Genomic DNA, 22,792 nt, shown 5'->3' on the forward strand with positions numbered 1-22,792 from the left:
ATGGCATCGTTGACATAGAAAGATCGACCTATGGGCGCTGTTAAAAAATCGGTTTCCGTTAAGGATGTGGCGCGCCTCGCGGGCGTCTCGGAGCAGACGGTCTCGCGCACTGTGCACGATTCGCCCAGCGTGCGCCCCGAGACCAAGGAACGCGTGCGTGCCGCCATGCGCGAGCTGGGGTATCGCCCCAATTTTGCCGGTCGATCGCTGCGCCGCGGTAAGTTTAAGACCGTCGGCGTCGCCATGTTCAACATTACCGGCACCGGCAATCTCGACCGTATGGAGGGCTTTGCCGCCGCCGCCGATAAGCACGGCTATGCCATCACCCTTACTAAAGTAGATGGACATCCCTATACCCTCGAGAGCGCATCGTCGCGTATGAGCGCACTGCCAGTGGACGGTATGGTCGTGATCATGAATCGCATGCCGGCGGACTTTGGCACCTTCGAGCCGCTACCTGGCATGCAGACGGTGCTCGTTACCATGCTGGAGCACCCGCTCTGTTCAACGGTCGATAACGACCAGTTCGATTGCTCGCGCCAGGTGGTCGAGTACTTGCTGGAGCGGGGGCACAAGACTGTGCACTTTATCTCGTGTCCCGAGCGCTCGCTTTCGGGCATGCGGCGCGAGGAAGGCTGGCGCGAGACATTGCGCGCGCATGGCATTGAGCCACCGCGACTTATCCGTGGCGATTGGACGGCGCAGAGCGGATATGCCGCAGGTCAGGCCCTGGCGGATGATCCGACCTGTACTGCCATCTATGCCTCCAACGACGCCATGGCCTACGGCTGCATTCGCGGACTCGAGTCGCGCGGAAAGCGCGTACCCCAGGACGTGAGCGTGGTGGGTGTTGATGACAGCCTGGGCGATATCGTGCCCGACCGTCGCCTGACCACGGTGCGCTTTGACAACAAGCGCGTCGGCATGTGGGCGGTCGACAAGATTGCCGGCGCCGATGGGGGTGCGTCTGGCGTGGAGCACATGCTGATCCCCGGTGTGCTCGTAGAGGGCGATACGGTGCGCGATTTGCGTTAGGGTGCGGCCCTGTTTGGGTTGCCGCTAATTGTGTTCGATATTGTTCAGATTGGTTTAAAAACCGTTCACGGGCGAAAAGTGACCGTTCATAGTTCGAAATTACGTTTTGCGATGTTCTTTTTTGTTTGAATGTTATTGTTTCTGTCATACACAACGCAGCGCGTATGCCCGGACGCGATGCTCTCCATTGGTTCATATGTGAAAGGAACGCAATATGGCAACCAAAGAAGAAATCTCGATGGTTGGATTCGAGATCGTCGCATACGCAGGTGACGCCCAGACCGATCTGCTTGCAGCGCTCGATGCTGCTCGCGAGGGTGACTTTGAGAAGGCCGAACAGCTGCACAAGGATGCCAGCGATGCGCTCATCGGTGCCCACGACACGCAGACCAAACTGCTTTCGCAGGAGGCCGGCGGTGGCGAGATGGAGATGACCTTCATCATGGCTCACGCTCAGGACACCCTCATGACCACTATGATCCTGGAGAAGCAGACCCGCTTTACCATCGATGCCTACAAGCGTATCGCCGAGCTCGAGGCCAAGCTCGCCTAACGAGCCCTCACAACCAAGTCCCCTTCCAAAAGCTCTGCCGCTACCCGCGACAGGGCTTTTTCTGTCCTCCTCCAAGTTGCGGTGAAATGGGGACTGAATAGGGGCCGGCGGGCGCAAAACAATCCCTATTCCACCGCAACTCATCCCGAGACAGTCATTGGGGACGTTCTTAAACGACTAGTCGTTGGGGGCAGTCTTGGAGCTTCTGCACGCCCTCCCGTTCGGTTTTTCGATGGGTGGGTATACTTCCATCCGCAATGCAGGCCGGAATGAGGAGGTGTCCAAATGCCGGACAACGGATTGATTCAAAAGACAGATGCGCGCGAGATGGCTCGTGGGCGTCCTGTCCAGATAACCGAGCATACGACGGTAACCGAGCTGCAGCCCAGCCTGTCCGATGTCGTGTGCGCAAACAAAAAGCTGCAGATTGGCTTTATCGTTGCGCTCGTGGTACTGGCGCTGTTGTCGGGCTTTGTAGCTCGTCCGCATTTTGCCGATACCAAGACTTGGGACTCCACCATCGAGGTCATCGATCAAAAGAAGGGCAATGTTTTGACGCTCACAACCTCGTGCGTCGCCCTATCTGCGGGTATCACTGCGCTGCCGGGCGATACGGGAACGCCAGTTGCCGAGCAGCTCGCGCAGCTTTCGGGAAACTTGGGTATCGTGCTTGCCGTGCTCTACCTCGAAAAATATCTGCTGACCATTTTATGGTCGGTCGGGCTGGGCATCCTGATTCCGTTCTCGCTCGTACTCTTCGCGGTGTCGCTTGGCATTCACGGACGCTGGAGCACGAGCGCGGTCATTCGCCGCGTGGCAACGCGTGTGCTGGTGGTCGCCATAATTGGCATGGCGTTGGTGCCTGCAAGCGTTTGGGTGTCGCAGAAGGTCGACGAAACATATCGCGTTAGCATCGAGGCGGCTGAGCAAAAGGCTGCGGACGCGGCCGACACCACGGACAAGTCAGCCGAGACCAGCTCAAAATCGAACAAGAAAAAATCCGAGGCCACGGAGTCCAAAAACGTGCTCGAGCAGTTGACTGATGGAGCATCGAGCCTTGTTACGTCGGTGACCAGCGGCGCCAAGCAGATGACCGACGAGATCGTGCAGCAGGTGACCAATCTGATTGAAGGCGTCATCGTGATGATCGTGACCTCGTGCGTTATCCCGCTGCTGGTGCTCGTGGCGTTCCTGTGGCTAGGACACGTGCTGCTGGGGATCGATATTTCCGGCCCGGCGAACTATTTGACGGGCCGCTTTCTGGGTGCTCCGTCCAAGCACGCCAAGAAGGGCAGGCAGTCTGAGTAGGCGGCAAAGCGTTCTTTGGAAGATCAACTGTAAGAAGGGCGGCCGAGACACGTTCTCGGCCGCCCTTTTGTTTGTTGAACACATGGTCGCTACGTCCGTGCCGGGCCCAAACGGTCAGCAATCATCCGTAAACGGTATTTGTTCAAAAAAGAACAAAGATAAACAAATAATTCTTGCAGTTGATGTTCGAATGTGTTCAAATAAACACGAACAGTGAAGAACCGCACATTCAGATGCCCGGACCTGAACGCGATTCAACACTTCCAAACAGAAACTACGCACCTGCGTATCTCTCAAGGAGGATGTCATGAGGGTTGTAATCGCTTCCGATGCCGACGGTATGTCGATGAAGGAGTCCATCAAGGAGATGCTCATCGCCGACGGTCACGAGGTCGTCGACTATTCCGAGACCCCTGCCGCGGACTTTGTCGATTCCGCGACCGCCGTTGCCAAGGACCTGCTGGAGCACAAGGATTCCCAGGGCTTCGCATTCGATAAGTACGGCGTCGGCTCCTATATGGCCGCCGTCAAGATCAAGGGCATGGTCGTCGCCAACATTTCCGACGAGCGTTCCGCCTACATGACCCGCGAGCACAACGGCTCGCGCATGGTCACCATGGGCCCGGGCGTTGTGGGCACCGAGGTCGCCAAGAAGATCGCCCGCGAGTTCCTGCGTGCACAGTACGCCGGCGGCCGTCACCAGATCCGTGTCGACATGCTCAACAAGATGGCCTAACGAGAGCCACCGAGAACTCGAACTTCTACCTCAACTTGTGAATTCAGACGAAAGGACGTTCTGATGAAGAAGACCATCGCAATCGGTTGCGACCATATCGTTACGGACGAGAAGATCTATCTGGCCGACCGCCTGGAGCAGGCTGGCTACAAGGTGCTCGACTGCGGCACCTACAGCCACACCCGTACGCACTATCCCATCTACGGTAAGGCCGTGGGCGAGGCTGTTGCCAGCGGCAAGGCCGACTTTGGCGTGGCCCTGTGCGGCACCGGCATCGGCATCACCAACGCCGTCAACAAGGTTCCCGGCGCCCGCTGCGCCCTGGTCCGCGACATGACCTCTGCCCTGTACGCTCGTCGCGAGCTCAACGCCAACATCGTGGGCTTTGGCGGCAAGATCACCGGCGAGTTCCTGATGGCCGATATCATGCTTGCCTTCCTGGAGGAGCCCTACGAGAAGACCCCCGAGCACGATGCCCTGATCGCCAAGATCGATGCCTGCAATAAGGCCGACGCCGAGGCTCAGGCTGACCCGCACTTCTTTGACGAGTTCCTCGAGAAGTGGGACCGCGGCGAGTACCACGATTAGCGGGTATCCGGCGTAATTAACTAGTCCGTTGATGGCTCGCGTTTCTGTGATGGGGCGCGGGCCGGTTTTCTATCAGCCCAATTGGCCCAGCGGGCTGGACGTGCATTGTTCTTTTGTTTGCGGCGCTGCCTCATTACCTTTCTGCTAAAGGCACGACGTTCACAATGGATCGTGCGAGATGATATGTGAAGGAGAAGATTCCCATGGAGTTTGTTCTTGATAACGGCTCTGTCCGCATTGCGTTGAGCACGGCTGGCGGATCGTTCACTTCTATTGCGGCCAACGGCCGTGAGTACCTGTGGCAGGGTGACCCGGCGGTCTGGTCGGGCCAAGCACCCATTTGCTTCCCGATCTGCGGCGGCCTTCGTGACGGTCGCGCAATGACCATGGGCGGCCGCGAGGTTAAGCTCGCCCGCCACGGCTTTGCGCGCAAACAGGAGTGGAAGCTCGAGGAGCAGAGCGACAACATGGTTGCGCTGAGTCTAAGCTCTGCCGACCATGCCGAGTTGCTCGAGCAGTACCCGTATCCGTTTAAGATCGTTGCTCGTTACACGATCGATGCGGCTAAGGTGGCCGTGTCGTACGAGGTGACCAATGAGGGCACCGAGGACATGCCGTTCTTTGTGGGCGGTCACCCTGGCTTTAAGTGCCCGCTTGACGAGGGCGAGTCCTATGACGACTACGAGCTCCATTTTGATCAGCGCGAGGCCGCCGAGCTCTGTACTGCCGTTCCTTCGACGGGTCTGATTGATGTTGAGCATCGCAGCAAGAACCCCATGATCGACCAGAACCTGCCGCTGACCCACGAGCTCTTCGACTTCGCGGAGACCATCTTTGACGTGCTCGAGAGCCGCGTGGTTACGCTGACCAAGAAGACCGAGGACAAGGGCGTGCGCCTGACGTTCCCCGATATGCCGTACCTGATTGTGTGGAGCAAGCCCGAGGGCGACTTTGTGGCCGTGGAACCGTGGGGCGGCCTGTCCACCTGCTCCGACGAGGACGATATTCTGGAGCACAAGCGCGGCTGCCTGGTGGCCAAGCCGGGGGAGACCGTCACCCGCGGCTTTGAGATCGAGATCCTTTAACGAGCTATCGTATGTTTGGGGCCGCGCGTGTCGTGCCCCGGAAACAGGAGTTCAATATGATTCTGACCGTTACCATGAACCCGTCGATTGATACGCGCTATCAGCTCGATAAGCTGATCATCGACGATGTTAACCGTGTGACGCCCGAAAAGACCGCTGGCGGCAAGGGCCTCAACGTGAGCCGTGTGCTGCTGCAGTTGGGCGACGATGTGCTCGCGACCGGTCTGCTCGGCGGTCACATGGGTGCCTATATGGCCGAGCTCATGGATGCCGATGGCGTCAAGAACGACTTTGTGCCCATCGCTGGCGAGACGCGCGTCTGCCTGAATATCCTGCACGAGGGCAACCAGACCGAGCTGCTGGAGAGCGGCCCGCAGATCGCCCCGGCCGAGCTCGAGGCCTTTACGGCCAAGTTCGCCGAGCTTGCAGCGAAGGCGGACGTTGTGACGCTTTCGGGCTCGCTGCCGCGCGGCGTCGATGCCGGCTACTATGCCGAGCTCGTCAAGATCGCCGAGGAGGCGGGCGCCAAGGTGCTGCTCGACACCTCGGGTGCATCGCTGGAGGCCGCGCTTGAGTCCGACGCTAAGCCTGAGCTCGTAAAGCCCAACCTGACCGAGATTAACGGCCTGCTGGGTACGTCCTTTACGACCGATGATGTCGATGCCCTGCGCGAGGCGCTTGCCGCCGATGACCGTTTTGCCGGTATCCCCTGGGTTGTCGTTTCGATGGGCGCTGCCGGTTCGGTGGGCTTCCATGAGGGCCGCGCGTTCCGCGCCAAGACGCCCGCGATTGCGGCTGTGAACGCGACGGGTTCCGGTGACTCGACCATCGCCGGTTTTGCGCATGCCATTGCTGCTGGTGCCGACGACGTCACGGTGCTCAAGACCGCCAATACCTGCGGCAAGCTCAACGCCATGGATCCCAAGACCGGCCACCTGGTCATGGACCGCTGGGATGAGATCTTCAACAACGTTGAAGTAACGGAGCTTTAGAGTTACGCGGTTTTACCAAACCGCGTAACCAGCCGACGCTGCAAGCCCGCCAGAGCGGCAATCTGCCTTTCAGCTTCGGCGGCATGACCAGAAGGTCAATGCCGCCTCGCTTCAAGGCACCTTGCTCGCTTTGGCGGGCTTTCGCTGTCGTGGCCAAAACATCGGCGTGGTCATTGGGGACGTTCTTAAATGAATGCGGCAGATAGGGACGTTCCTTTTCTGCCGGCAGTTTGGGACACTCCTTACGGGACACCCCCTCCACAGCGCCTATGCCAGCTTGTCGATTTGCCCAATCTCCCAGAGCGGAATGTTGACGAGCGTGCCTTCGTCTCTATATGCCGCTAACGATGTTCTCACGCAGCGCTCGAGCTTGAACTTCTCGCAGGCAATCCTCAGGCTCTTTGCTTTGAGGTTCTCTGCCGCCTTGACCTCGAGCGGAAGCACGGTCCCCGCATGGTCGACGGCAAAGTCAGTCTCTGCATTGCCGGAGGAGGATGACCAATACGCGGGAGTATTGCCTTGGAGCAAAAGCTCCTGTGCGACGTATTGCTCGGTCAGCGAGCCTTTGAACTCCGTAAAAACAGCGGGCCCGTTCAGAACAATGGCTGGCGAGAGGCCGGAGAGTGCTCCGAGGATGCCGGTGTCGATGCAGAACAGCTTGAAGCCCGAGAGATCCTCGTAGCTTGTGAGCGGTGCTCTTAGGGCGGAAACACGTGGTACCTTATGAACGATTCCATAGTCCATGAGCCACTGGAGGCTTTCCTCAAAATCGCGTGCGCGCGCCCCGGGACGGAGCGCACCGTAGACGAACTTCTTGTTTTCCTTTGCGAGTTGGCCGGGAAGGGATTTCCAAACCAGCCTCATGCGCTCGACGATGCGGGCTGGCGCATGCTTGCCAAAATCGGATTCATAAGCTTCGATGATTTGCTGCTGAAGCCTGCGGGCCTCGATGAAATCGTGGGAGGCGGAGAAAGCGGAGACAACTTCTGGCAGGCCACCGACAACGAGGTATTCCTTGAGCAGGCGCTCGAGCTTTTCGGAAACGTTTGTCAGCAGGTCCATGTCTGCGGCAAGGATGGCATCTGCGAGCGGATCGCCATCGACGGCACGAACGAACTCGACAAACCCCATGGGGCGCATGGTGAGCTGGTCGATCTTGCCGACGGGGAACGACTCGTTTTCGCGTCGGAGCGCGAGCCCCATATAGGAGCCGGCTGCCACGATATGGTATTCCGGCGCCAGCTCGTTGAAGTATTTGAGCGAGGTGATGCCACGCGGTGCCTCTTGGATTTCGTCGAAGATGATGAGCGTGTCTGTCGGCGTTATGGTCTGGCCGCGCAGGAGCTCTATCTGGGAGATGATGCGTTTGGGGTCAAGGCTTCCGTCGAACAGCGAACGTGCGCCCGGTTCGAGCATAAAGTCAAAGCGGATGACGTTTTGATACTGCTGGCCTGCGAATTCGTTAAGAAGCCAGGTTTTTCCCGTCTGGCGGGCCCCCTTAAGCAGGAGGGGCTTGCGGTTTGCCCTAGATTTCCAAGCGATGAGTGCGTCCATTAGCTGTCGCTGCATACTGCCTCCTAACGATCATGGTTAGTATAAGACTGTTTTGGTCTTTCCATTGAAAAATGTGGGAATGAACCACGTCTTTCCATCGAATAATGTGGGAGGCAATCACGTTTTTCCATCGAATAATGTGAGGGTTTAGGTAGGCATCTGGGGACGTTCTTTTTCTGCCGGCAGTTTGGGACACTCCTTGTTTTGGTGCAAATTAGTTACCCTTGCATCAGAAAACGGCGCCCGTCGGCGATGTTGCCGGCGGGCACCGTTGTCGTGTAGGTGGTTATGTCGTGCGGGCTGCTGTTGAACGTTCGGGCCCGTGCTCTATAGCGAGTCGATAAAGCGCTGTTGGGCGGCGCGGCCGGCTTCGTCCCACTTAAAGACGCCGGCGTTGTCGAGCACGTGGCCAAACACCACGCCGACCTCCTCGTGCAGGATATCGATGGCGTTGTCGGCCGTAAGCTCGTTGACGCGGCGGGCATAGACATCCTCGGCCCATGCGGCGTGGCTGCGGCATAGATCATCGCCCTCGAGTGCACCGGCAAGGTCGTAGCTGGCATCGGCCTTGGCTGCCAGCAGATGCTCGCGGACAGCGCCGAGCTCGGGAACCAGGCGCGGCGGAAGAATGGCCAGGCCCATGACCTCGATCAGGCCGATGTTTTCCTTTTTAATATGGTGATACTCGGCATGCGGGTGGAAAACGCCCAACGGATGCTCGTCGGTCGTGATGTTGCAGCGAAGCGCCAGGTAGGCCTCGTAGATCTCGCCGCCAGCATTGCCGCGGGAGTCGACACGGCGGATGACGGGCGTCACGGTGTTGTGCGCAACGCCGTCGGCTGTGCGCGCGACGACGCCAACCGACTCATCGGTCCACTCGCGCCAAACGAGGATAATCTTCTCGGCAGCGTCGAGCAGCTGAGCACGGTCATGCGAGCGCAGTCGCAGCACCGAGAGCGGCCACTGCAGCACGGTGCCGCTGACCTGGTCAAATCCGGGCACGCTAAACTGCGAGACCTCGGCGGCATGCATCATGGGGAACTCGTGTGCGCCGCCCTGGAAGTGGTCGTGCGACAGAATTGAGCCGCCCACGATGGGCAGGTCGGCGTTGGAGCCAATAAAGTAGTGCGGGAACAGGTCCACAAAGTCGAGCAGGCAGGTCAGCCCCTTGCGGTCGACGTGCATCGGGCGATGCTCGGAGCTCATAGCAATGCAGTGCTCGTTAAAGTATGCGTACGGGCTGTACTGGAAGCCCCAGCGCTCGCCGTCGAGCTGAATGGGGATAACGCGCAGGTTCTGACGGGCGGGGTGGGCGCCGCCGTCGGCTGTTGCGGAGCGTCCTGGATAGCCCTCGTTTTCGATACAGAGCTGGCAGGCGGGATACTTCTCGCCCGTGTTCTTGGCCACACCGGCCGCGGCGATATCGCGCGGGTCCTTCTCAGGCTTGGACAGGTTGATGGTAATCTCCAGGTCACCCCAGTTGGTGGGGGTGCTCCATTTGATGTTGCGCGCGATAGCGGCGCGGCGCACGTAGCCGGCGTCGCAGCACAGGCCGTAGAACCAGTCGGTCGCGGCGCGGGGCTCGTTGACGCCTATACGTCCGTTGAACTCCTCGTTTACAACCGAAGGCCTCGGCATGAGCGCGCCCATGATGCGCATGGCGATGCGGTCGCGGCCCGACGCCGTGTCCTCGGCAGCACCGTTGGCAACGGCAGCCTCGGAAAGCGCGGCAAGCGTGCCCTCCAGGTCAAAATCGGGCAGGGTATCGGGGTGCAAGAGCGAGAGTTTCTCGACCTGGAGCGCCCAGGTCATGTCGAGCGCCGGGCCCGTAGCACCGATGCACTCGAGAATAGTGTTGTATGCCCAGATGCGATCGTCCTGACCGATCATCGATCGATGGATGGCATACTCAATCAGGCCTTGCGCGGCCTCGCGCACATCAGTCATTACAGCCATGCCGCGTAAGCCCCCTTGTCAGAAATCGCGTAGTGGCGGGCAGAGCCCTCGCCCAGCCAGCTGTTCATCTTGGTAATAAAGGTGTCGACCAGATCGAGCGGCACAAAGGCCTGGATGGTGCCACCAAAGCCGCCGCCGTGGATACGGACGGCGCCGCGGCCGTCGAGTACATGCTCGGCCAGTGCCAGGGCATACATGGAAGGCTGCTCGGAGCCCAGCTTGGCAACAACATTCTGCAGGTACATGGCAGAGCTGGCGCCGGACTCGCGCGTCAGGACCAGGAACTGGTCGATGTCGCCGGCGTTCAGGGCAGCCCAGCGCTTATCGACCAGGCCGTTCTCGTACCAGTAGTGAACGGCGCGCAGGCAGGCGCGGTCGCCCAGCTTGGCGCGCAGCTCGGGGAGCTTGGCGTCAAAGTCGGCAACGTCGACCTCGCATAGGCGTGCCTTGCCAAACTCGGCGGCGACGTCCTGCATCTCGCGCGGAACGGCGGCGTAGTCGTCGGTGGCGGCCACATGGTCGGCGCCAACCTTAACGAGCACGAGCGCGTAGCCGTGATCCTCAAAGTTGAGTTCGAGCTTCTGGGTCTTAGGCTGGGCCTGATCCTCAAAGTCCATGTAGGCGAGGCCGCCCAGGCAAACGGCGGCCTGGTCCATCAGACCGCAGGGCTTGCCGTAATAGTTGTTCTCGGTGCGCTGGCTCATCTGGGCGAGCGCGACGGGCTCGATGTCGGGTGCGCCCCAGAGCGTCTCCATGGCGCGACCGTACGCCGCTTCGACAGCAGCAGAGCTGGAAAGGCCGCCGCCCGAGGGGACGGAGCAGGTGAAGGCGAAGTCGAAGCCCTGGGGCTCAACGCCCAGAGCAGCGATTTCGTGGGCCATGCCGCGGACGAGGCTTGCGGACGTGCCTTTCTCGGATTCCTGAACATCCAGCGTGTCGAGCGCGATCTCAAAGGTGGGGTAGCCCTCGTCGGCAACGCGGACCTTGTTGGAGTCAGTTGCCACGGCGATGCCGTCGACAGCGACATCGAGCGAGCCGGCGATAACGTGGCCGCCCTCGTGGTCGGTGTGGTTGCCACTGATCTCGGAACGGCCGGGCGCGTGCACGTAGAGCACCTGGCGGTCGCCGACGGGGCCAAACTCCTCCTCAAACAGCTTGGTGAGCGTGGCGAATGTCTTATCGTCGGGGGTGGTCATGGGAGTCCTTTCCTTGGCGCGCGAGGGTGAGTTTTGCGTCATTATGAGTACGTTAACAACTTGAAGCGGCATGAACCAAGTGTTCACGATACCGCACGTTACGGGCTATGTTAACGTACTCATAACACAACGCTTGTCACTTTTTGAGAATCCGGTAATCGGTAGAAATACAGCCGTGAACGGTACTGCCGTATGGACTTATAAAGCAGAAGAGATGCAGATAGAAAAAGTAGAGTACGTTAACATGCGTCCGACGATAGCGGGCCTCGGTGCGGGGCGTGTTTCCGTTCGAGCCGGTATTCACGCTATTCAGATCTCGCAAGGGTGAAGGTGATTTTGTGGCAAGGCGCCCTTCCAACGATACAGGTTCGCGTCCGGTCTCCATGGCCGACGTCGCCCGCGCTGCTGGCGTTTCGCAGCAGACGGTTTCGCGCGTCGCCAACGGCTTGCCCAACGTTAACGAGCAGACACGCCAGCGCGTGCAGACTGCTATGCAGGAGCTCGGCTTTCGTCCGAGTTATGCCGGTCGCTCGCTGCGCGACGGCCGTTACCATTCGGTCGGCCTGTGCGTCAACGATGTCACCAAGTTTGGCAACCTCTCAATGATCGATGGCATCGCCAGCGCTGCTCGCGAGCATAATTGCGCCATCACGCTGGTCGAGATGTCCAAGACCGAGGAGTTTTCGCTTGCCGAGGCCACGCGTCGTATGGCCGCATTGCCGGTGGACGGCATCATCATCGGCATGAGTCGCATGGCACCCGATTTTGAGACGTTTGATCCACTGCCGGGCATTGGCACGGTCATCGTTACCATGTACGCGCACCCGCGGGTGACCACGGTCGACTCCGATCATTACGGCTGCTCGCTATTGCTTATGGATCACCTGTTTGAGCTGGGGCACGAGCAAATTCGCTATATTGGCGGCCCGTCGTTCTCGGTCGACGAGCAATTTCGTCGCGCCGGTTGGCAGGATGTACTCGAGCGTAATCACATCGAGTCGGCAGAGCCGCTCGAGGGCGACTGGTCTGCCAACAGCGGCTACGAGGCTGGCAGGTACCTAGCCGAGCACGATCGCACCATGACGGCGATTTACGCGGCAAACGACCAGATGGCAAATGGCGCAATTGCAGCGCTGCGCGATAGCGGTCTGCGCGTGCCCGAGGACGTGAGCGTGGTGGGCGTCGACGATTCACTCGATGATTTTGTGGCACACAACGAGCTCACGACCGTGCGATTCGATCTACATCAACGCGGACGCGAGGTGTTTGAGCATGCGGTTCCCGAGGCGGGTACGGCGGGCAAAACCGTTGCCATTCGTATTCCCGGCCAGCTCATTATTCGACATACCACGGCAGCTACGCACGCATAATTTTTGCAGGTCAACGGCGCTTTATCGCATTTCAATAACAATCGGTAAGGATGCCGGCAGATAGGCGTGGCTCTAAAGGCGAGTGTTATGATAGACGGGTTCTTTTGTCTATCTAGGAGGCTTTGCCTGATGGAGATCACCAAGGATATCCGCTACATTGGCGTCAACGATCACGACATTGACCTGTTCGAGGGCCAGTACGACGTGTCCGAGAACGGTATGGCATATAACAGCTACGTTATCTTGGGCGATAAAATCGCTGTCGCCGATTCGGTCGACGCTGGCTTTGTCGACGAGTGGCTCGGCAACCTCGAGGCCGTGCTCGATGGCCGTACGCCCGACTATCTGGTTGTCCATCACATGGAGCCCGACCACTCCGCCGGTATTGCCGCCTTTATGGAGCGCTATCCCCAGGCGCAGATTGTGGCAAGCATGGGCGCTTTCCGCATGATGGTCAACTACTTTGGCACCGACTTCCCCGAGCGCAAGATGGTCGTCAAAGATGGCGACGTGCTCGACCTGGGCGGCCACAGCCTGACGTTTGTCGGCGCCCCCAACGTGCACTGGCCCGAGGTGCTCTTCTCCTACGAGTCCACCGACAAGGTGCTCTTTAGTGCCGACGGCTTTGGCAAGTTTGGCGCCAACGACATCGAGGATCCGGAAGGGTGGGCTTGCGAGGCGCGCCGCTACTACTTTGGCATCGTCGGCAAGTTCGGCAAGTTCGTGCAGGCCGTCCTCAAGAAGGCCGCAGACCTGGACATCCAGATCATCTGCCCGCTCCACGGCCCCGTGCTGACCGAGAACCTGGGCTACTACCTCGACACCTATAACACCTGGTCGAGCTATCAGCCCGAGGACGAGGGCATCACGATTGCCTATGCGAGCGTGTACGGCCATCTGAAGGCTGCCGTTGAGGAGCTTGCATCTGCGCTTGAGGCTCGCGGCCAGAAGGTTTCCGTCTTTGACCTGGCTCGCGACGATATGGCCGAGGCTGTTGAGGATGCGTTCCGCTACGACCGCCTGGTGCTCGCTTCCATCACCTATCAGGGCGAGATCTTCCCGTTCATAAGCACCTTTATCCACACGCTTGCCGAGCACGCCTATCAGAACCGTACGGTGGCACTCGTTGAGGCCGGCTCCTGGGCGCCCGCTGCCGCCAAGGTTATGACCAAGGAGCTCGAGGGCATGAAGGACATCACCCTGGCGCAGAACAAGGTGACCGTGCTGGGCTCGCTCAACGACGCCTCGCGCGCTCAGATTGAGACTCTCGCCGACGAGCTTTCCAAGTAGCGACACGTTCGCTTTTGACGCACAGCCACCACAAAGGGGACAGGCACCTTTGTGGTGGTTTTTGTTTAAGCGCCGGCGATGAGGAGATTTGGGCGGGCGTCGTCGACGATCTCGGCGATTGAGGTGGCGACGGCCTCGTCGGGATCACGGTCCATCACGATGGTGTCAACGTCGGCAAGCTCGGCAAAGCGGTACATGCCGCGTCCGTTGACCTTGCTGGCGTCCATGAGGGCGACGCTTTGACGGGCGGCACCGACCATAGCCGTTTTGGTCTCGGCCATCTGGGGAAAGTCGGTCGTAAAGCCGCAACGGGGGACAAAGGCGCCGGGGCACATGACGGCCAGATCGGCATGGACCATTTGGAGCGCCTGCATAGTGAGCGGTCCGTACAAATAACGATGGCCTTTGCGCAGTGCCCCGCCCAGCATGACGACATCGACTGAGGGCATGCTCTCGTCGATGTAATCGGCAATGGTAATGTCTGCCGTGATGACGGTGATACCGTCGCGCTGATCGAGGAGCCGGACGAACTCGAGCGCCGTGGTGCCCGAGTCGACGAGCAGGGTGTCGCCGTCATTGACGAGCTCGATGGCGCTTTGTGCGATGGCTTGTTTGGCGGCGACATTGACGTTAATACGGCGATCCTGGGTAGATACGGTCAGCCGCTTCTGGAGCGACACGGCGCCACCATGCGTGCGGCGCAGCTTGCCGGACTCGGCGAGCGCGTCCAGGTCGGCGCGGGCGGTGACGGAGGACACGCCAAAGGTCTGGGCGATTTCGGCTACCTGCACCGAGGCGTTATGTTCGAGCATCTCCATGATGGCGGCACGACGCTCATCGGCGAAGGCTCGGGTTGTCGCATGGGCCATAGCTGCTCCATTCTCAACCGAAATTTGCAGGAATTGTGTTGACTCTATTTTCGTTCATTTTCTTTTTGAGTAAGAAAACACCTTTCGATTACTTATCTTTTCTATAAAAGAAAGATGATCCGCTTGAAAACTTCAATGTCGTATAGAGGAATCCGGCGCGAATCTCTTCCGTTTGCTTTTCAAAAACGAGCATCTTGACCTGCGTACCGGTGATATCTCGTACGTGCGAAGCCGTCGAATTTCATACAATGGGCGCAGTAAAACGCAAGGTAAAACGCCTTGTGAACAACTACGCCCGATGTCCAGATGCGGGCGAGGGAGAGGAGCAAACGCTCATGGCACTTGTTACCACCGAAAAGATGCTCAAGGACGCTCAGGCCGGCCACTACGCCGTCGGCGCGTTCAACGTCGAGAACCTCGAGTTTGTTATGGCCGTTCTGGCCGCTGCCGAGGAGACCAAGTCCCCCGTCATCATGCAGACTACCCCGGGCACCATTAAGACCGCTGGCCTGGACTACTTCTACGGCATGGTCAAGGCTGCCGCCGAGCGCGCTTCCGTGCCCGTCGCTCTGCACCTCGATCACGGCGATGGCTATGACCGCTGCATGCAGGCTTTCCGCACTGGCTACACCTCTGTCATGATCGACGGCTCGCACGAGTCCTTCGAGGACAACATCGCCCTGACCAAGTCCGTCGCCGACGCTGGCCGCGCTATGGGCGTGCCCGTCGAGGCTGAGCTCGGTAAGGTTGGCGGCAAGGAGGACGACGGTCCCGCGGTTGAGGGCGAGAGCCCCTACACCGATCCTGCCGAGGCCAAGGAGTTCGTCGAGCGCACTGGCTGCACCTCGCTGGCTATTGGCGTTGGCACCAGCCACGGCGTGTACACGAGCGATCCGCACATCGAGCAGTCCGTGGTCAAGGCCATCCGCGACGCCGTCGACGTGCCGCTGGTTCTGCACGGCACCTCCGGTGTGCCCGATGAGCAGGTTGCCGAGGCCGTGAAGAACGGCATCTGCAAGGTCAACTACGCCACCGAGCTGCGTCAGGCCTACACCAAGGGCTTCATGGCCTACATGGCCGAGAACCCCGCCTGCTTCGATCCCAAGAAGCCGGCCAAGGAGGGCATGCGTGAGATCACCGAGCTGGTTAAGATCCGCATGACCAACCTCAACTCTGTGGGCAAAGCAGAGTAACAGCAAGGGTACTCCGACTCGCTACATATCCCGGGGAGGGACGAGGGCTTAGTTCCCCAATCGTCCTCGGGCATGCAAAAAGCCTCGCTGCGCACTTCGTGCGGCGAGGCTTTTTGCCCCCTGCGGAAAGATTGGGGAACTAAGCCCTCGTCCCTCCCAGGTTGACCTACTCGAGGTCGTCGCCCTTGTGGCGTTAGGGCGGAAAGGGGTGGGGCGTCAGGGCTTCTTTGTTGATGAGGGGTTAGTATGCCCGGGCTTGGTTGGGGAAGGTTTTGTCTAGGGATGCTTGGAGCTTTTCGAACGATGCTTGCAAGTTGTGGCTCTGATCGGTTGAGCGTTTGGCTATTGTGGTGGGGGAGTCGAGGAGGTCGTTCCTCTGTGTCGGGGGGAAGGAGAAAAGGTTTGCATGTTTCAGGGATGGCTGCCGTGCTACGGCATTGGAAGAATGCATGCTTATGCGGCCTCCTCGATGTCCACCAAAAGGTTGCGCACGGGGTGTGCTGCTAGGTCCCGTGCGTTGGCAGTATTATGCCGCGGCTGCTGCAAAGAAGCGCTAAAGAAAGGCTTAACCTGGTTTGGTGTTACGATGAAACTGCAGGTCAGAGGCATCGAGTAACACTCTTGAAAGGTTGGGAGCTTAAGGGCTTTCTAAGGTTTGTGACGTGGATGTGGCGCAGACGTGCGGAGCGTGTGAATGCTCGCTGTTAGCGCTGCGGCTCTGCAGCCCGCACCTGTTCGATGACCTTTTCCATGGTGGCGTCGATGCGGTCTTTTTTGAGTTCGCATTCCCAGATGGTTATGGGCGTCCAGCCCATTTCGGTGAGCGCTGCCACGGCGGCACGGTCGCGCTCGACGTTGCGACGGAACTTTGCCTCCCAAAACTCAACGTTGCGCTTGGGCTGGCTAGGGTTGCATTTGGGGCAGCGGTGCCAAAAGCAGCCGTTGACGAAGATGGCGATTTTGCGGCCGGGGAAGGCGATGTCGGGTTTTCCGGGCACCTTCCATTCCAGACGGTACCCCGTAAGGCCTGCGGCGCGCAGGCGCTGTCGTACGAGCAGCTCGGGCTTGGTGTTGGCGCGTTTGTTGCCCTTCATGGACTTTTTGATGGCGGCGCGACGGCGGACCAGTTCGCGCTCGTCAGCGGAGAGGTCCGAGGTATCTATGCCGTCGAGCAGGCCGGGCTTGGGACGCTTCTTGCTGCGGCGCTTAGGTGCGCGCTTGGGTTTGGTGGCGGGCTCGTTGGCCGTGGCGGCGTCGGCATCTTTGGCAGTGCTGTTGGCCTTAAGCCGGTCTTCCCTCAACTCAATCAGAGCATCGATAAGCCCTTTGTCGGCGGGCATCCACTCAACGGTGGCAAGCGAGGTGCGCGGAATCCAGCGGATATCGAGCTGGCGGTCGTGCTTCTGGGGCTCATCGGATTCTTTAGCCAGCGAGCAGTAGTAACACTCCATTGAGAGATGAAAATCGGGGTAGTCATACTCAACGGTGTAAAAATCGCGCAGGTTGGTGACTTTGACCTGCAGCTCTTCCATGAGCTCGCGTCGTACGGCGTCCTCGGGCGTCTCGCCGCGCATGAGCTTGCCACCGGGGAACTCCCAAAGTCCCTGCATGTCGCCATAGCCGCGCTGCACGGCAAGCAGCTCATCGGATCCTTCCTTGCGAATGATCCCAGCGGCAACATGAACAGTCTTCAACAGGAGTCCTCTCTCAGCATCAACACGTGGCAGGGTAGCTACCCGTGCCTTACACAACGGTAAGGCAAGCGTAAGCCATATCGATGGTAGCCGACTCGACTTCTTGCGACTATAGATGCCGTAGACTAATCGCAAGAAAGGACTCGGTATGCAAACCACGCACATGGCGACCCCGGTACTGGAGGTCGCGCATCTCGAAAAGGTATATGGAGCGCTGGGCAACGTGACCCGCGCGCTCAACGACGTCAGCTTTACCGTCAACCGCGGCGAATTCGTTGGCATCATGGGCGCCTCGGGCTCGGGCAAGTCGACGTTGCTCAACTGCGTTTCGACCATCGATAGCGCCACGAGCGGCACCATCCGCATCAACGGCCAGGACGTGACGCGCATGAAGCAGGCTAAGCTTTCGCAGTTCCGCCGCGAGGAGCTCGGCTTTATCTTCCAGGACTCCAACCTGCTCGATACGCTCACGGCACGCGAGAACATCGCCCTGCCGCTCACCATCGCCCGCACAAACTCGGCAGAGATCTCGACCCGCGTGCAGGATGTGGCCGCGCGTCTGTCCATCAGTCAGGTGCTCGACAAGTATCCCTACCAGATGTCCGGCGGTCAGCAGCAGCGCGTTGCCGCGGCTCGCGCGCTCGTCACCGACCCCACCATGATCATGGCCGACGAGCCCACCGGCGCCCTCGATTCCAAGAGCGCTCGCCTGCTGCTCGAGAGCCTGGAGGCCCTTAACCGCCGCCTACGCGCCACCGTGCTCATGGTCACGCACGACAGCTTTGCCGCCAGCTACACGAGCCGCGTGCTGTTTATCCGCGACGGCAAGATTTTCACCGAGCTGCGCCGCGGCGACACCGACCGCCGAGAGTTCTTCGACCGCATTATGGAGGTCGTTGCCATGATGGGCGGTGAGGGCTCCGATGCTCTGTAAACTCGCTTGGGGTAACGTCCGCCGCGCCGGCCGCGACTACCTCGTCTACCTTTTGACGCTCACCCTGGGCGTCACGGTCTTCTATGCCTTTAACACCATCTCGATGCAAGTCGACATCGCCGGCATCGATGAAAAGGGCTTGGCGCAGGTTATGGGCAGCATGCTCGGCGACCTGACGTACTTTTTGGCCGGTGTCATGGCCTTTTTGATGGTGTATGCCAATAACTTCATCATGAAACGCCGCAAGAAGGAGTTTGGCCTGTACCAGGTGCTCGGCATGGGGCGCGGGCGCGTCGCCACGATCATGGCGCTCGAGACGGTGATCGTCTCGGTTGTGGCCTTTGTCGCCGGCATTGTGCTGGGTGTGGGACTCTCCCAGCTCATGACGTTCTTTACGGCCTCGCTCTTTAAGACACAGATCGCCAATTTCCACTTCTTTTTCTCGGTGCATGCGTTCAACCTGACCCTTGCCTGCATGCTCGTGATGTTTGTGCTCACGCTACTGCTGAACCTTCGCGTCGTGCGTCGTACCAAACTCATCGAGCTTATGGGTGCCGAGCGTCGCAACGAGAGCATCAAGACACGCAACCCCTGGATCGCGATTGCCATCTTTGCCGTGGGCGTGGTGCTTGTGGGCGTGGCCTATTACCGTCTGCTACGTGATGGGTTCCCGCTAACCGCGACGGACAGCAGGCTGCAAGAGGCCATGACCCAGTTTGGTATTACGACCGCTATGGTTACCGTGGGCACCTTTGCCCTGTTCTGGGGACTCTCGGGCATGCTCATCAAGCTGCTGCAGAGCCTGCGCGGCGTGTATTGGCGCGGCCTCAACATGTTTACCGTGCGCCAGCTTGCGGCCAAGGTCAACACGGTGTGCTTTTCGATGGGCGTCATTGCGATGCTCCTGTTTTTGGCCATCACCTCGGTGACGTGCGGTATGTCGATTGCCAACGTGATGAACGAAAACCTGGAGCGCTATAACCCTGTTGACGTGTCTCAGACGTATGCCTATTACACGCCCGATACGCTCGACTACTACAAAGAGTATGTCAATCCGTCTGAAGCCGATCGCATGGTGCTGGCCGATAGTACGGTCGATTTGTACCCCGCATGGCACGGTAAGGGCAAGTCGGCGGACAACAACGACGAGACCGGCAAGAAGGTCAATATCGCCGATGTTGCCGGCGAGCATGTGCAGATCGATTCGTATCTGAGTTACCCGCTTGGCGGCTCGAATCCTTCGGTGACTCCAAGTGAGATGTGCAAGATCATGGGCGAAAAGCTTCCCAAGGCGTTCGGGGGTAGCAATGCCGATGCGATGGGTCTGTTTGTGACGCCGGCAAGTCAGTACAACAAGCTGCGCCAGATGATGGGCGAGGAGCCGGTGCACATCGGTCACGACCAGTATCTGCTCACATGTGATATGGGCGGCGAGCTGGTCGACATGTACACCAAGTATATGGCTGGCGGCCATGCCCTTACCTTGGGCGGGCATGAGCTCAAGCCCGCAACCGATAAGTCGGACGAAGATACGGCGGCCATCGCCAACTCGGCGATGGGCAGCAATCCGGGTACCGTCGTCGTTTCCGACGAGCTGTTGTCCCAACTTAATCTGCAGCCGTATTCCAGTAGCCTGCTCGTTAACTACAAACAGGGGATGGATACGACCGAGGCAGACGAGAGTATTAAATACACTGTGCTCGACAATCTGCTCGTTGACGGCAAGGAGCCGGGGTCGTGGGGAACCTTCATCACACGCTCCGAGATGTACACGCAGGCAGCGCAAATGAACGGTCTTATTAGCTACCTAGCCATCTACATCGGCTTTGTATTGGTCGTTGCATGCGCGGCGATTCTGTCGATCCAGCAACTCTCCAACGTGGCCGACGGCAGCCGCAGCTATCGTGTGCTGGCACAGATTGGCTGCGACGACCGCCAGATTCGCCATTCGGTGATGGCACAGCAAGCGGTATTCTTCCTGTTCCCGCTGGCAGTGGGCCTGGCACACTCCTTTGTGGCACTTAAGGTGATCATCGAGATAGTGAGCATATTCGGAAATATGAGCATCGGCGGCACCGTGGGCCTCACCTGTGCAATCTTCCTGGCAGCCTACGGCGGTTACTTCCTGGTGACCTACCTCATGAGCACCGGCATGGTACAAGCCGCCATAGCCACCCGCTACAGCGAGTAACAAGCGGGCAAAACCGTCGCAAAATTAGAGGCGTATGACCGCCGCGAAGGGACCAGGGGCCCTTTCGCGGCGGTTTTTGCCAATCTGGTGCGTCTCAGATACAAGTGAGTAGACTTTTTTGAACCTGCCGAGCACATCGCGACAAATGATCGATGAAACCGCAGGTTAGAGCTGTGGCGTTTTAGGGCGTGATCGGCCTTCTGCAAAAAGCCTACTCACTTGGTTTTTCTGCTAGAAGACCGCCACGAGGGAAGGCAACTCCCTTACGGCGGTTTGGACGTTTGCCCAGATAAAACCTACCAAAATAAACCTGTCCCTTTTTGGCAGGTAGTCGTTGGGGACGTTCTTAAACGACTAGTCAAACAAGAACGTCCCCAATGACTACCCTCGAGCCGCCATAGCCACCCGCTACAGTGAGTAACTCACCCAGTTTGGAATTATCGTAGGTTGAGCATAAGTCAGCGAAAACGCCCCTAAGCGAGCAAGGTGACGTGAAAGAGGAGGGAAGCGTACTTTGGTACGCAACCGACGATTGAACGTCAGATTGCTCGCTTAGGGGCGTTTGCAGCGTCGAGCGGTCCGCCGTTCGTTAGAACGGCGGAACCAAAGGCGCAGCGTCGAGCCGTTACGGCGTTTGGTAAAACGCCGTAACCTACACCCGCTCCGCGATCTCGTGGATGAGGTAGTCGGTCTTTTCCCAGCCCAGGCACGGGTCGGTGATCGACTTGCCAAAGACACCGCCGTCGACCGGCTGGTTGCCGTCCTCCAGGTAGGACTCGATCATAAAGCCCTTGACCAGCTTGGAGATGGACTCGTTGCGGCGGCAGCTGTCGAGCACCTCCTTGCAAATGCGGTACTGCTCCAGCGGGCGCTTGCCCGAGTTGTCGTGGTTGCAGTCGATGACCGCTGCCGGATTGGCATAGCCGGCATGCTCGGTATAGCGTTCGGCCAGGCGTTCCAGGTGTTCGTAGTGGTAGTTGGGGTAGGTGCGCCCATCGAGACCGATGTAGCCACGCATAACGGCGTGTGCGAGCGGGTTGCCGTCGCACTCGACCTCCCAGTTGCGGAAGATGAAGCTCTGGTGCGCCTGCGCGGCGTAAATGGAGTTGAGCATAACGGTGGTGGAGCCGGCAGTGGGATTCTTCATGCCGACGGGTACCGAAATGCCGCTCGACACCAGGCGATGCTCCTGGTTTTCGACCGAGCGTGCGCCCACGGCAACATAGCTCAGCAGGTCAACGAGGTATTGGTAGTTGGACGGATAGAGCATCTCATCGGCGGTAAAGAAGCCGGTCTCCTCGATGACGCGCAGGTGCATGTGGCGGATGGCCTTGACGCCCTCGAGCAGGTCGTCGGGAGCCTCGGGGTTGGGGTTGTGCAGAAGACCCTTGTAGCCGGTGCCCTTGGTGCGCGGCTTATTGGTGTAGACGCGCGGAATGACGATGAGCTTGTCCTTGACCTCCTCGGCGGTCTTGGCCAGTCGGTTCATGTACTCGAGCACCGAATCCTCGCGGTCGGCAGAGCACGGGCCGATGATGAGCACCTTACGTGCGTCCTCGCCGGTAAAGACTTTGGCGACCTCGGCGTCAAATGCCTGCTTTTTGGCGGTAAGCTCGGCAGAAAGCGGCATTTCCTCGCGGATCTCCATGGGGATCGGCAGCCTGCGTTTGAATTCCATGGCCATAGGGGTCTCCTCAATCTATAGAAAGAGCAATAAGCGTGTTGTCGAATGCTCGGCATTATCCGCTGTCGCACGCTAAAGTGCAAGTCCTTGTCACCCCGAAACCTACCAAAAAGAGACAGGTTTATTTTGGCAGGTTTTATCTGGGGAAACGTCGGCGGATGCCGGGAGGGAGCGGCGCCGCGCGGGACCCTAAGGCTGTTGTCGGTTCCCTAGGAAATACCCTGTGGGCAAAAAATGCCAAATATGAGTACGGTTGCTATCTTAGTATCATATTGTCTTCGCAAAATAATAGACATAACAGCAAAATATGTTCATTAATGCAAACACATATAAGTTCGCTATAGGGCTGTTTGATCAATTTAGGGGCGCGTGTAAGCTGTGAAAACGGCATTTGGGGCTGTTTTGGCTGTTACTAAAAAGGTAACAGTACTCATATTTGCCATTTTTTGCCCACGGGGCCTCGAAGGGGCTGTCAATCAGGTCCCAGGGGAGGCGGTTTGAGGGTCGCAGAACAAAAAACGGGGGCACAGGTTGTCCTGCGCCCTCGTTTTCTTGGCATTGCGG

18 protein-coding genes are annotated in these 22,792 nt (G+C 59.0%); 12 read left to right on the top strand and 6 right to left on the bottom strand.

What is annotated here, in order from left to right:
* The first annotated feature begins 30 nt into the window (after positions 1-30).
* The 7 genes from AAAX77_RS02845 to AAAX77_RS02875 all read left to right on the top strand — a co-directional run bounded on the left by AAAX77_RS02845 (position 31) and on the right by AAAX77_RS02875 (position 6,297).
* On the top strand, positions 31-1,035 hold the full coding sequence (locus AAAX77_RS02845) for a LacI family DNA-binding transcriptional regulator (RefSeq protein ID WP_349104702.1): 1,005 nt from the start codon (positions 31-33) through the stop codon (positions 1,033-1,035).
* Positions 1,036-1,249: 214 nt separating this feature from the next.
* Positions 1,250-1,588 (top strand): PTS lactose/cellobiose transporter subunit IIA, encoded by a 339-nt coding sequence (locus tag AAAX77_RS02850; protein ID WP_006234827.1) that lies wholly within the window; start codon positions 1,250-1,252, stop codon positions 1,586-1,588.
* Between the two features lie 285 nt (positions 1,589-1,873).
* On the top strand, positions 1,874-2,896 hold the full coding sequence (locus tag AAAX77_RS02855) for a hypothetical protein (RefSeq protein ID WP_349104704.1): 1,023 nt from the start codon (positions 1,874-1,876) through the stop codon (positions 2,894-2,896).
* 307 nt (positions 2,897-3,203) lie between these two features.
* Positions 3,204-3,632 (top strand): galactose-6-phosphate isomerase subunit LacA, encoded by a 429-nt coding sequence (gene lacA, locus AAAX77_RS02860; protein WP_006234830.1) that lies wholly within the window; start codon positions 3,204-3,206, stop codon positions 3,630-3,632.
* 63 nt (positions 3,633-3,695) lie between these two features.
* Positions 3,696-4,220: a galactose-6-phosphate isomerase subunit LacB gene (lacB, locus tag AAAX77_RS02865; protein ID WP_006234831.1), complete on the top strand. Its 525-nt coding sequence runs from the start codon at positions 3,696-3,698 to the stop codon at positions 4,218-4,220.
* Between the two features lie 203 nt (positions 4,221-4,423).
* On the top strand, positions 4,424-5,305 hold the full coding sequence (locus AAAX77_RS02870; protein WP_349104705.1) for an aldose 1-epimerase family protein: 882 nt from the start codon (positions 4,424-4,426) through the stop codon (positions 5,303-5,305).
* A 56-nt stretch (positions 5,306-5,361) separates the two neighbouring features.
* Positions 5,362-6,297, top strand: coding sequence for a hexose kinase (locus AAAX77_RS02875; protein ID WP_349104706.1), 936 nt, complete (start codon positions 5,362-5,364; stop codon positions 6,295-6,297).
* 267 nt (positions 6,298-6,564) lie between these two features.
* Here the strand turns inward: AAAX77_RS02875 and AAAX77_RS02880 are convergent, their stop codons facing one another.
* From AAAX77_RS02880 to AAAX77_RS02890, 3 genes are all read right to left on the bottom strand, one after another.
* Positions 6,565-7,866, bottom strand: coding sequence for an AAA family ATPase (locus AAAX77_RS02880; RefSeq protein ID WP_349104708.1), 1,302 nt, complete (start codon positions 7,864-7,866; stop codon positions 6,565-6,567).
* Positions 7,867-8,178: 312 nt separating this feature from the next.
* Positions 8,179-9,807, bottom strand: coding sequence for a UDP-glucose--hexose-1-phosphate uridylyltransferase (locus AAAX77_RS02885; RefSeq protein ID WP_349104709.1), 1,629 nt, complete (start codon positions 9,805-9,807; stop codon positions 8,179-8,181).
* The gene (locus AAAX77_RS02890) at positions 9,798-11,003 is read right to left on the bottom strand and encodes a galactokinase family protein (protein ID WP_349104710.1); all 1,206 of its coding nucleotides are present in this window, start codon (positions 11,001-11,003) and stop codon (positions 9,798-9,800) included. The genes AAAX77_RS02885 and AAAX77_RS02890 overlap by 10 nt, the downstream gene beginning before the upstream one ends.
* A gap of 383 nt (positions 11,004-11,386) precedes the next feature.
* Between AAAX77_RS02890 and AAAX77_RS02895 the strand changes: the two genes are divergently transcribed.
* Entirely contained in the window at positions 11,387-12,373 is a 987-nt protein-coding gene (locus tag AAAX77_RS02895) for a LacI family DNA-binding transcriptional regulator (RefSeq protein ID WP_349104727.1), read from the top strand.
* Between the two features lie 129 nt (positions 12,374-12,502).
* Positions 12,503-13,663 (top strand): MBL fold metallo-hydrolase, encoded by a 1,161-nt coding sequence (locus AAAX77_RS02900; protein WP_349104712.1) that lies wholly within the window; start codon positions 12,503-12,505, stop codon positions 13,661-13,663.
* Between the two features lie 65 nt (positions 13,664-13,728).
* Here AAAX77_RS02900 and AAAX77_RS02905 read toward each other — a convergent pair whose 3' ends face one another.
* Positions 13,729-14,532, bottom strand: a complete 804-nt coding sequence (locus AAAX77_RS02905; RefSeq protein ID WP_349104713.1) for a DeoR/GlpR family DNA-binding transcription regulator — start codon at positions 14,530-14,532, stop codon at positions 13,729-13,731.
* Positions 14,533-14,867: 335 nt separating this feature from the next.
* On the opposite strand from AAAX77_RS02905, the gene AAAX77_RS02910 reads away from it, so the two are divergent.
* On the top strand, positions 14,868-15,725 hold the full coding sequence (locus AAAX77_RS02910) for a class II fructose-bisphosphate aldolase (RefSeq protein WP_022095149.1): 858 nt from the start codon (positions 14,868-14,870) through the stop codon (positions 15,723-15,725).
* 704 nt (positions 15,726-16,429) lie between these two features.
* Here AAAX77_RS02910 and vsr read toward each other — a convergent pair.
* Positions 16,430-17,419, bottom strand: coding sequence for a DNA mismatch endonuclease Vsr (vsr, locus tag AAAX77_RS02915; protein WP_349104715.1), 990 nt, complete (start codon positions 17,417-17,419; stop codon positions 16,430-16,432).
* 163 nt (positions 17,420-17,582) lie between these two features.
* Here vsr and AAAX77_RS02920 point away from each other — a divergent pair, with 163 nt between their 5' ends.
* The gene (locus tag AAAX77_RS02920; RefSeq protein WP_155813824.1) at positions 17,583-18,353 is read left to right on the top strand and encodes an ABC transporter ATP-binding protein; all 771 of its coding nucleotides are present in this window, start codon (positions 17,583-17,585) and stop codon (positions 18,351-18,353) included.
* Complete coding sequence (locus AAAX77_RS02925; protein WP_349104717.1) at positions 18,343-20,544, top strand: ABC transporter permease; 2,202 nt, start codon at positions 18,343-18,345, stop codon at positions 20,542-20,544. Before AAAX77_RS02920 ends, AAAX77_RS02925 begins: the two co-directional genes overlap by 11 nt.
* Before the next feature lie 652 nt (positions 20,545-21,196).
* Here the strand turns inward: AAAX77_RS02925 and AAAX77_RS02930 are convergent.
* Positions 21,197-22,228: a 3-deoxy-7-phosphoheptulonate synthase gene (locus AAAX77_RS02930; RefSeq protein ID WP_254881682.1), complete on the bottom strand. Its 1,032-nt coding sequence runs from the start codon at positions 22,226-22,228 to the stop codon at positions 21,197-21,199.
* Positions 22,229-22,792 lie beyond the last annotated feature (564 nt).

This window comes from Collinsella sp. CLA-ER-H6 (genome assembly GCF_040092305.1).
Lineage (GTDB): Bacteria > Actinomycetota > Coriobacteriia > Coriobacteriales > Coriobacteriaceae > Collinsella.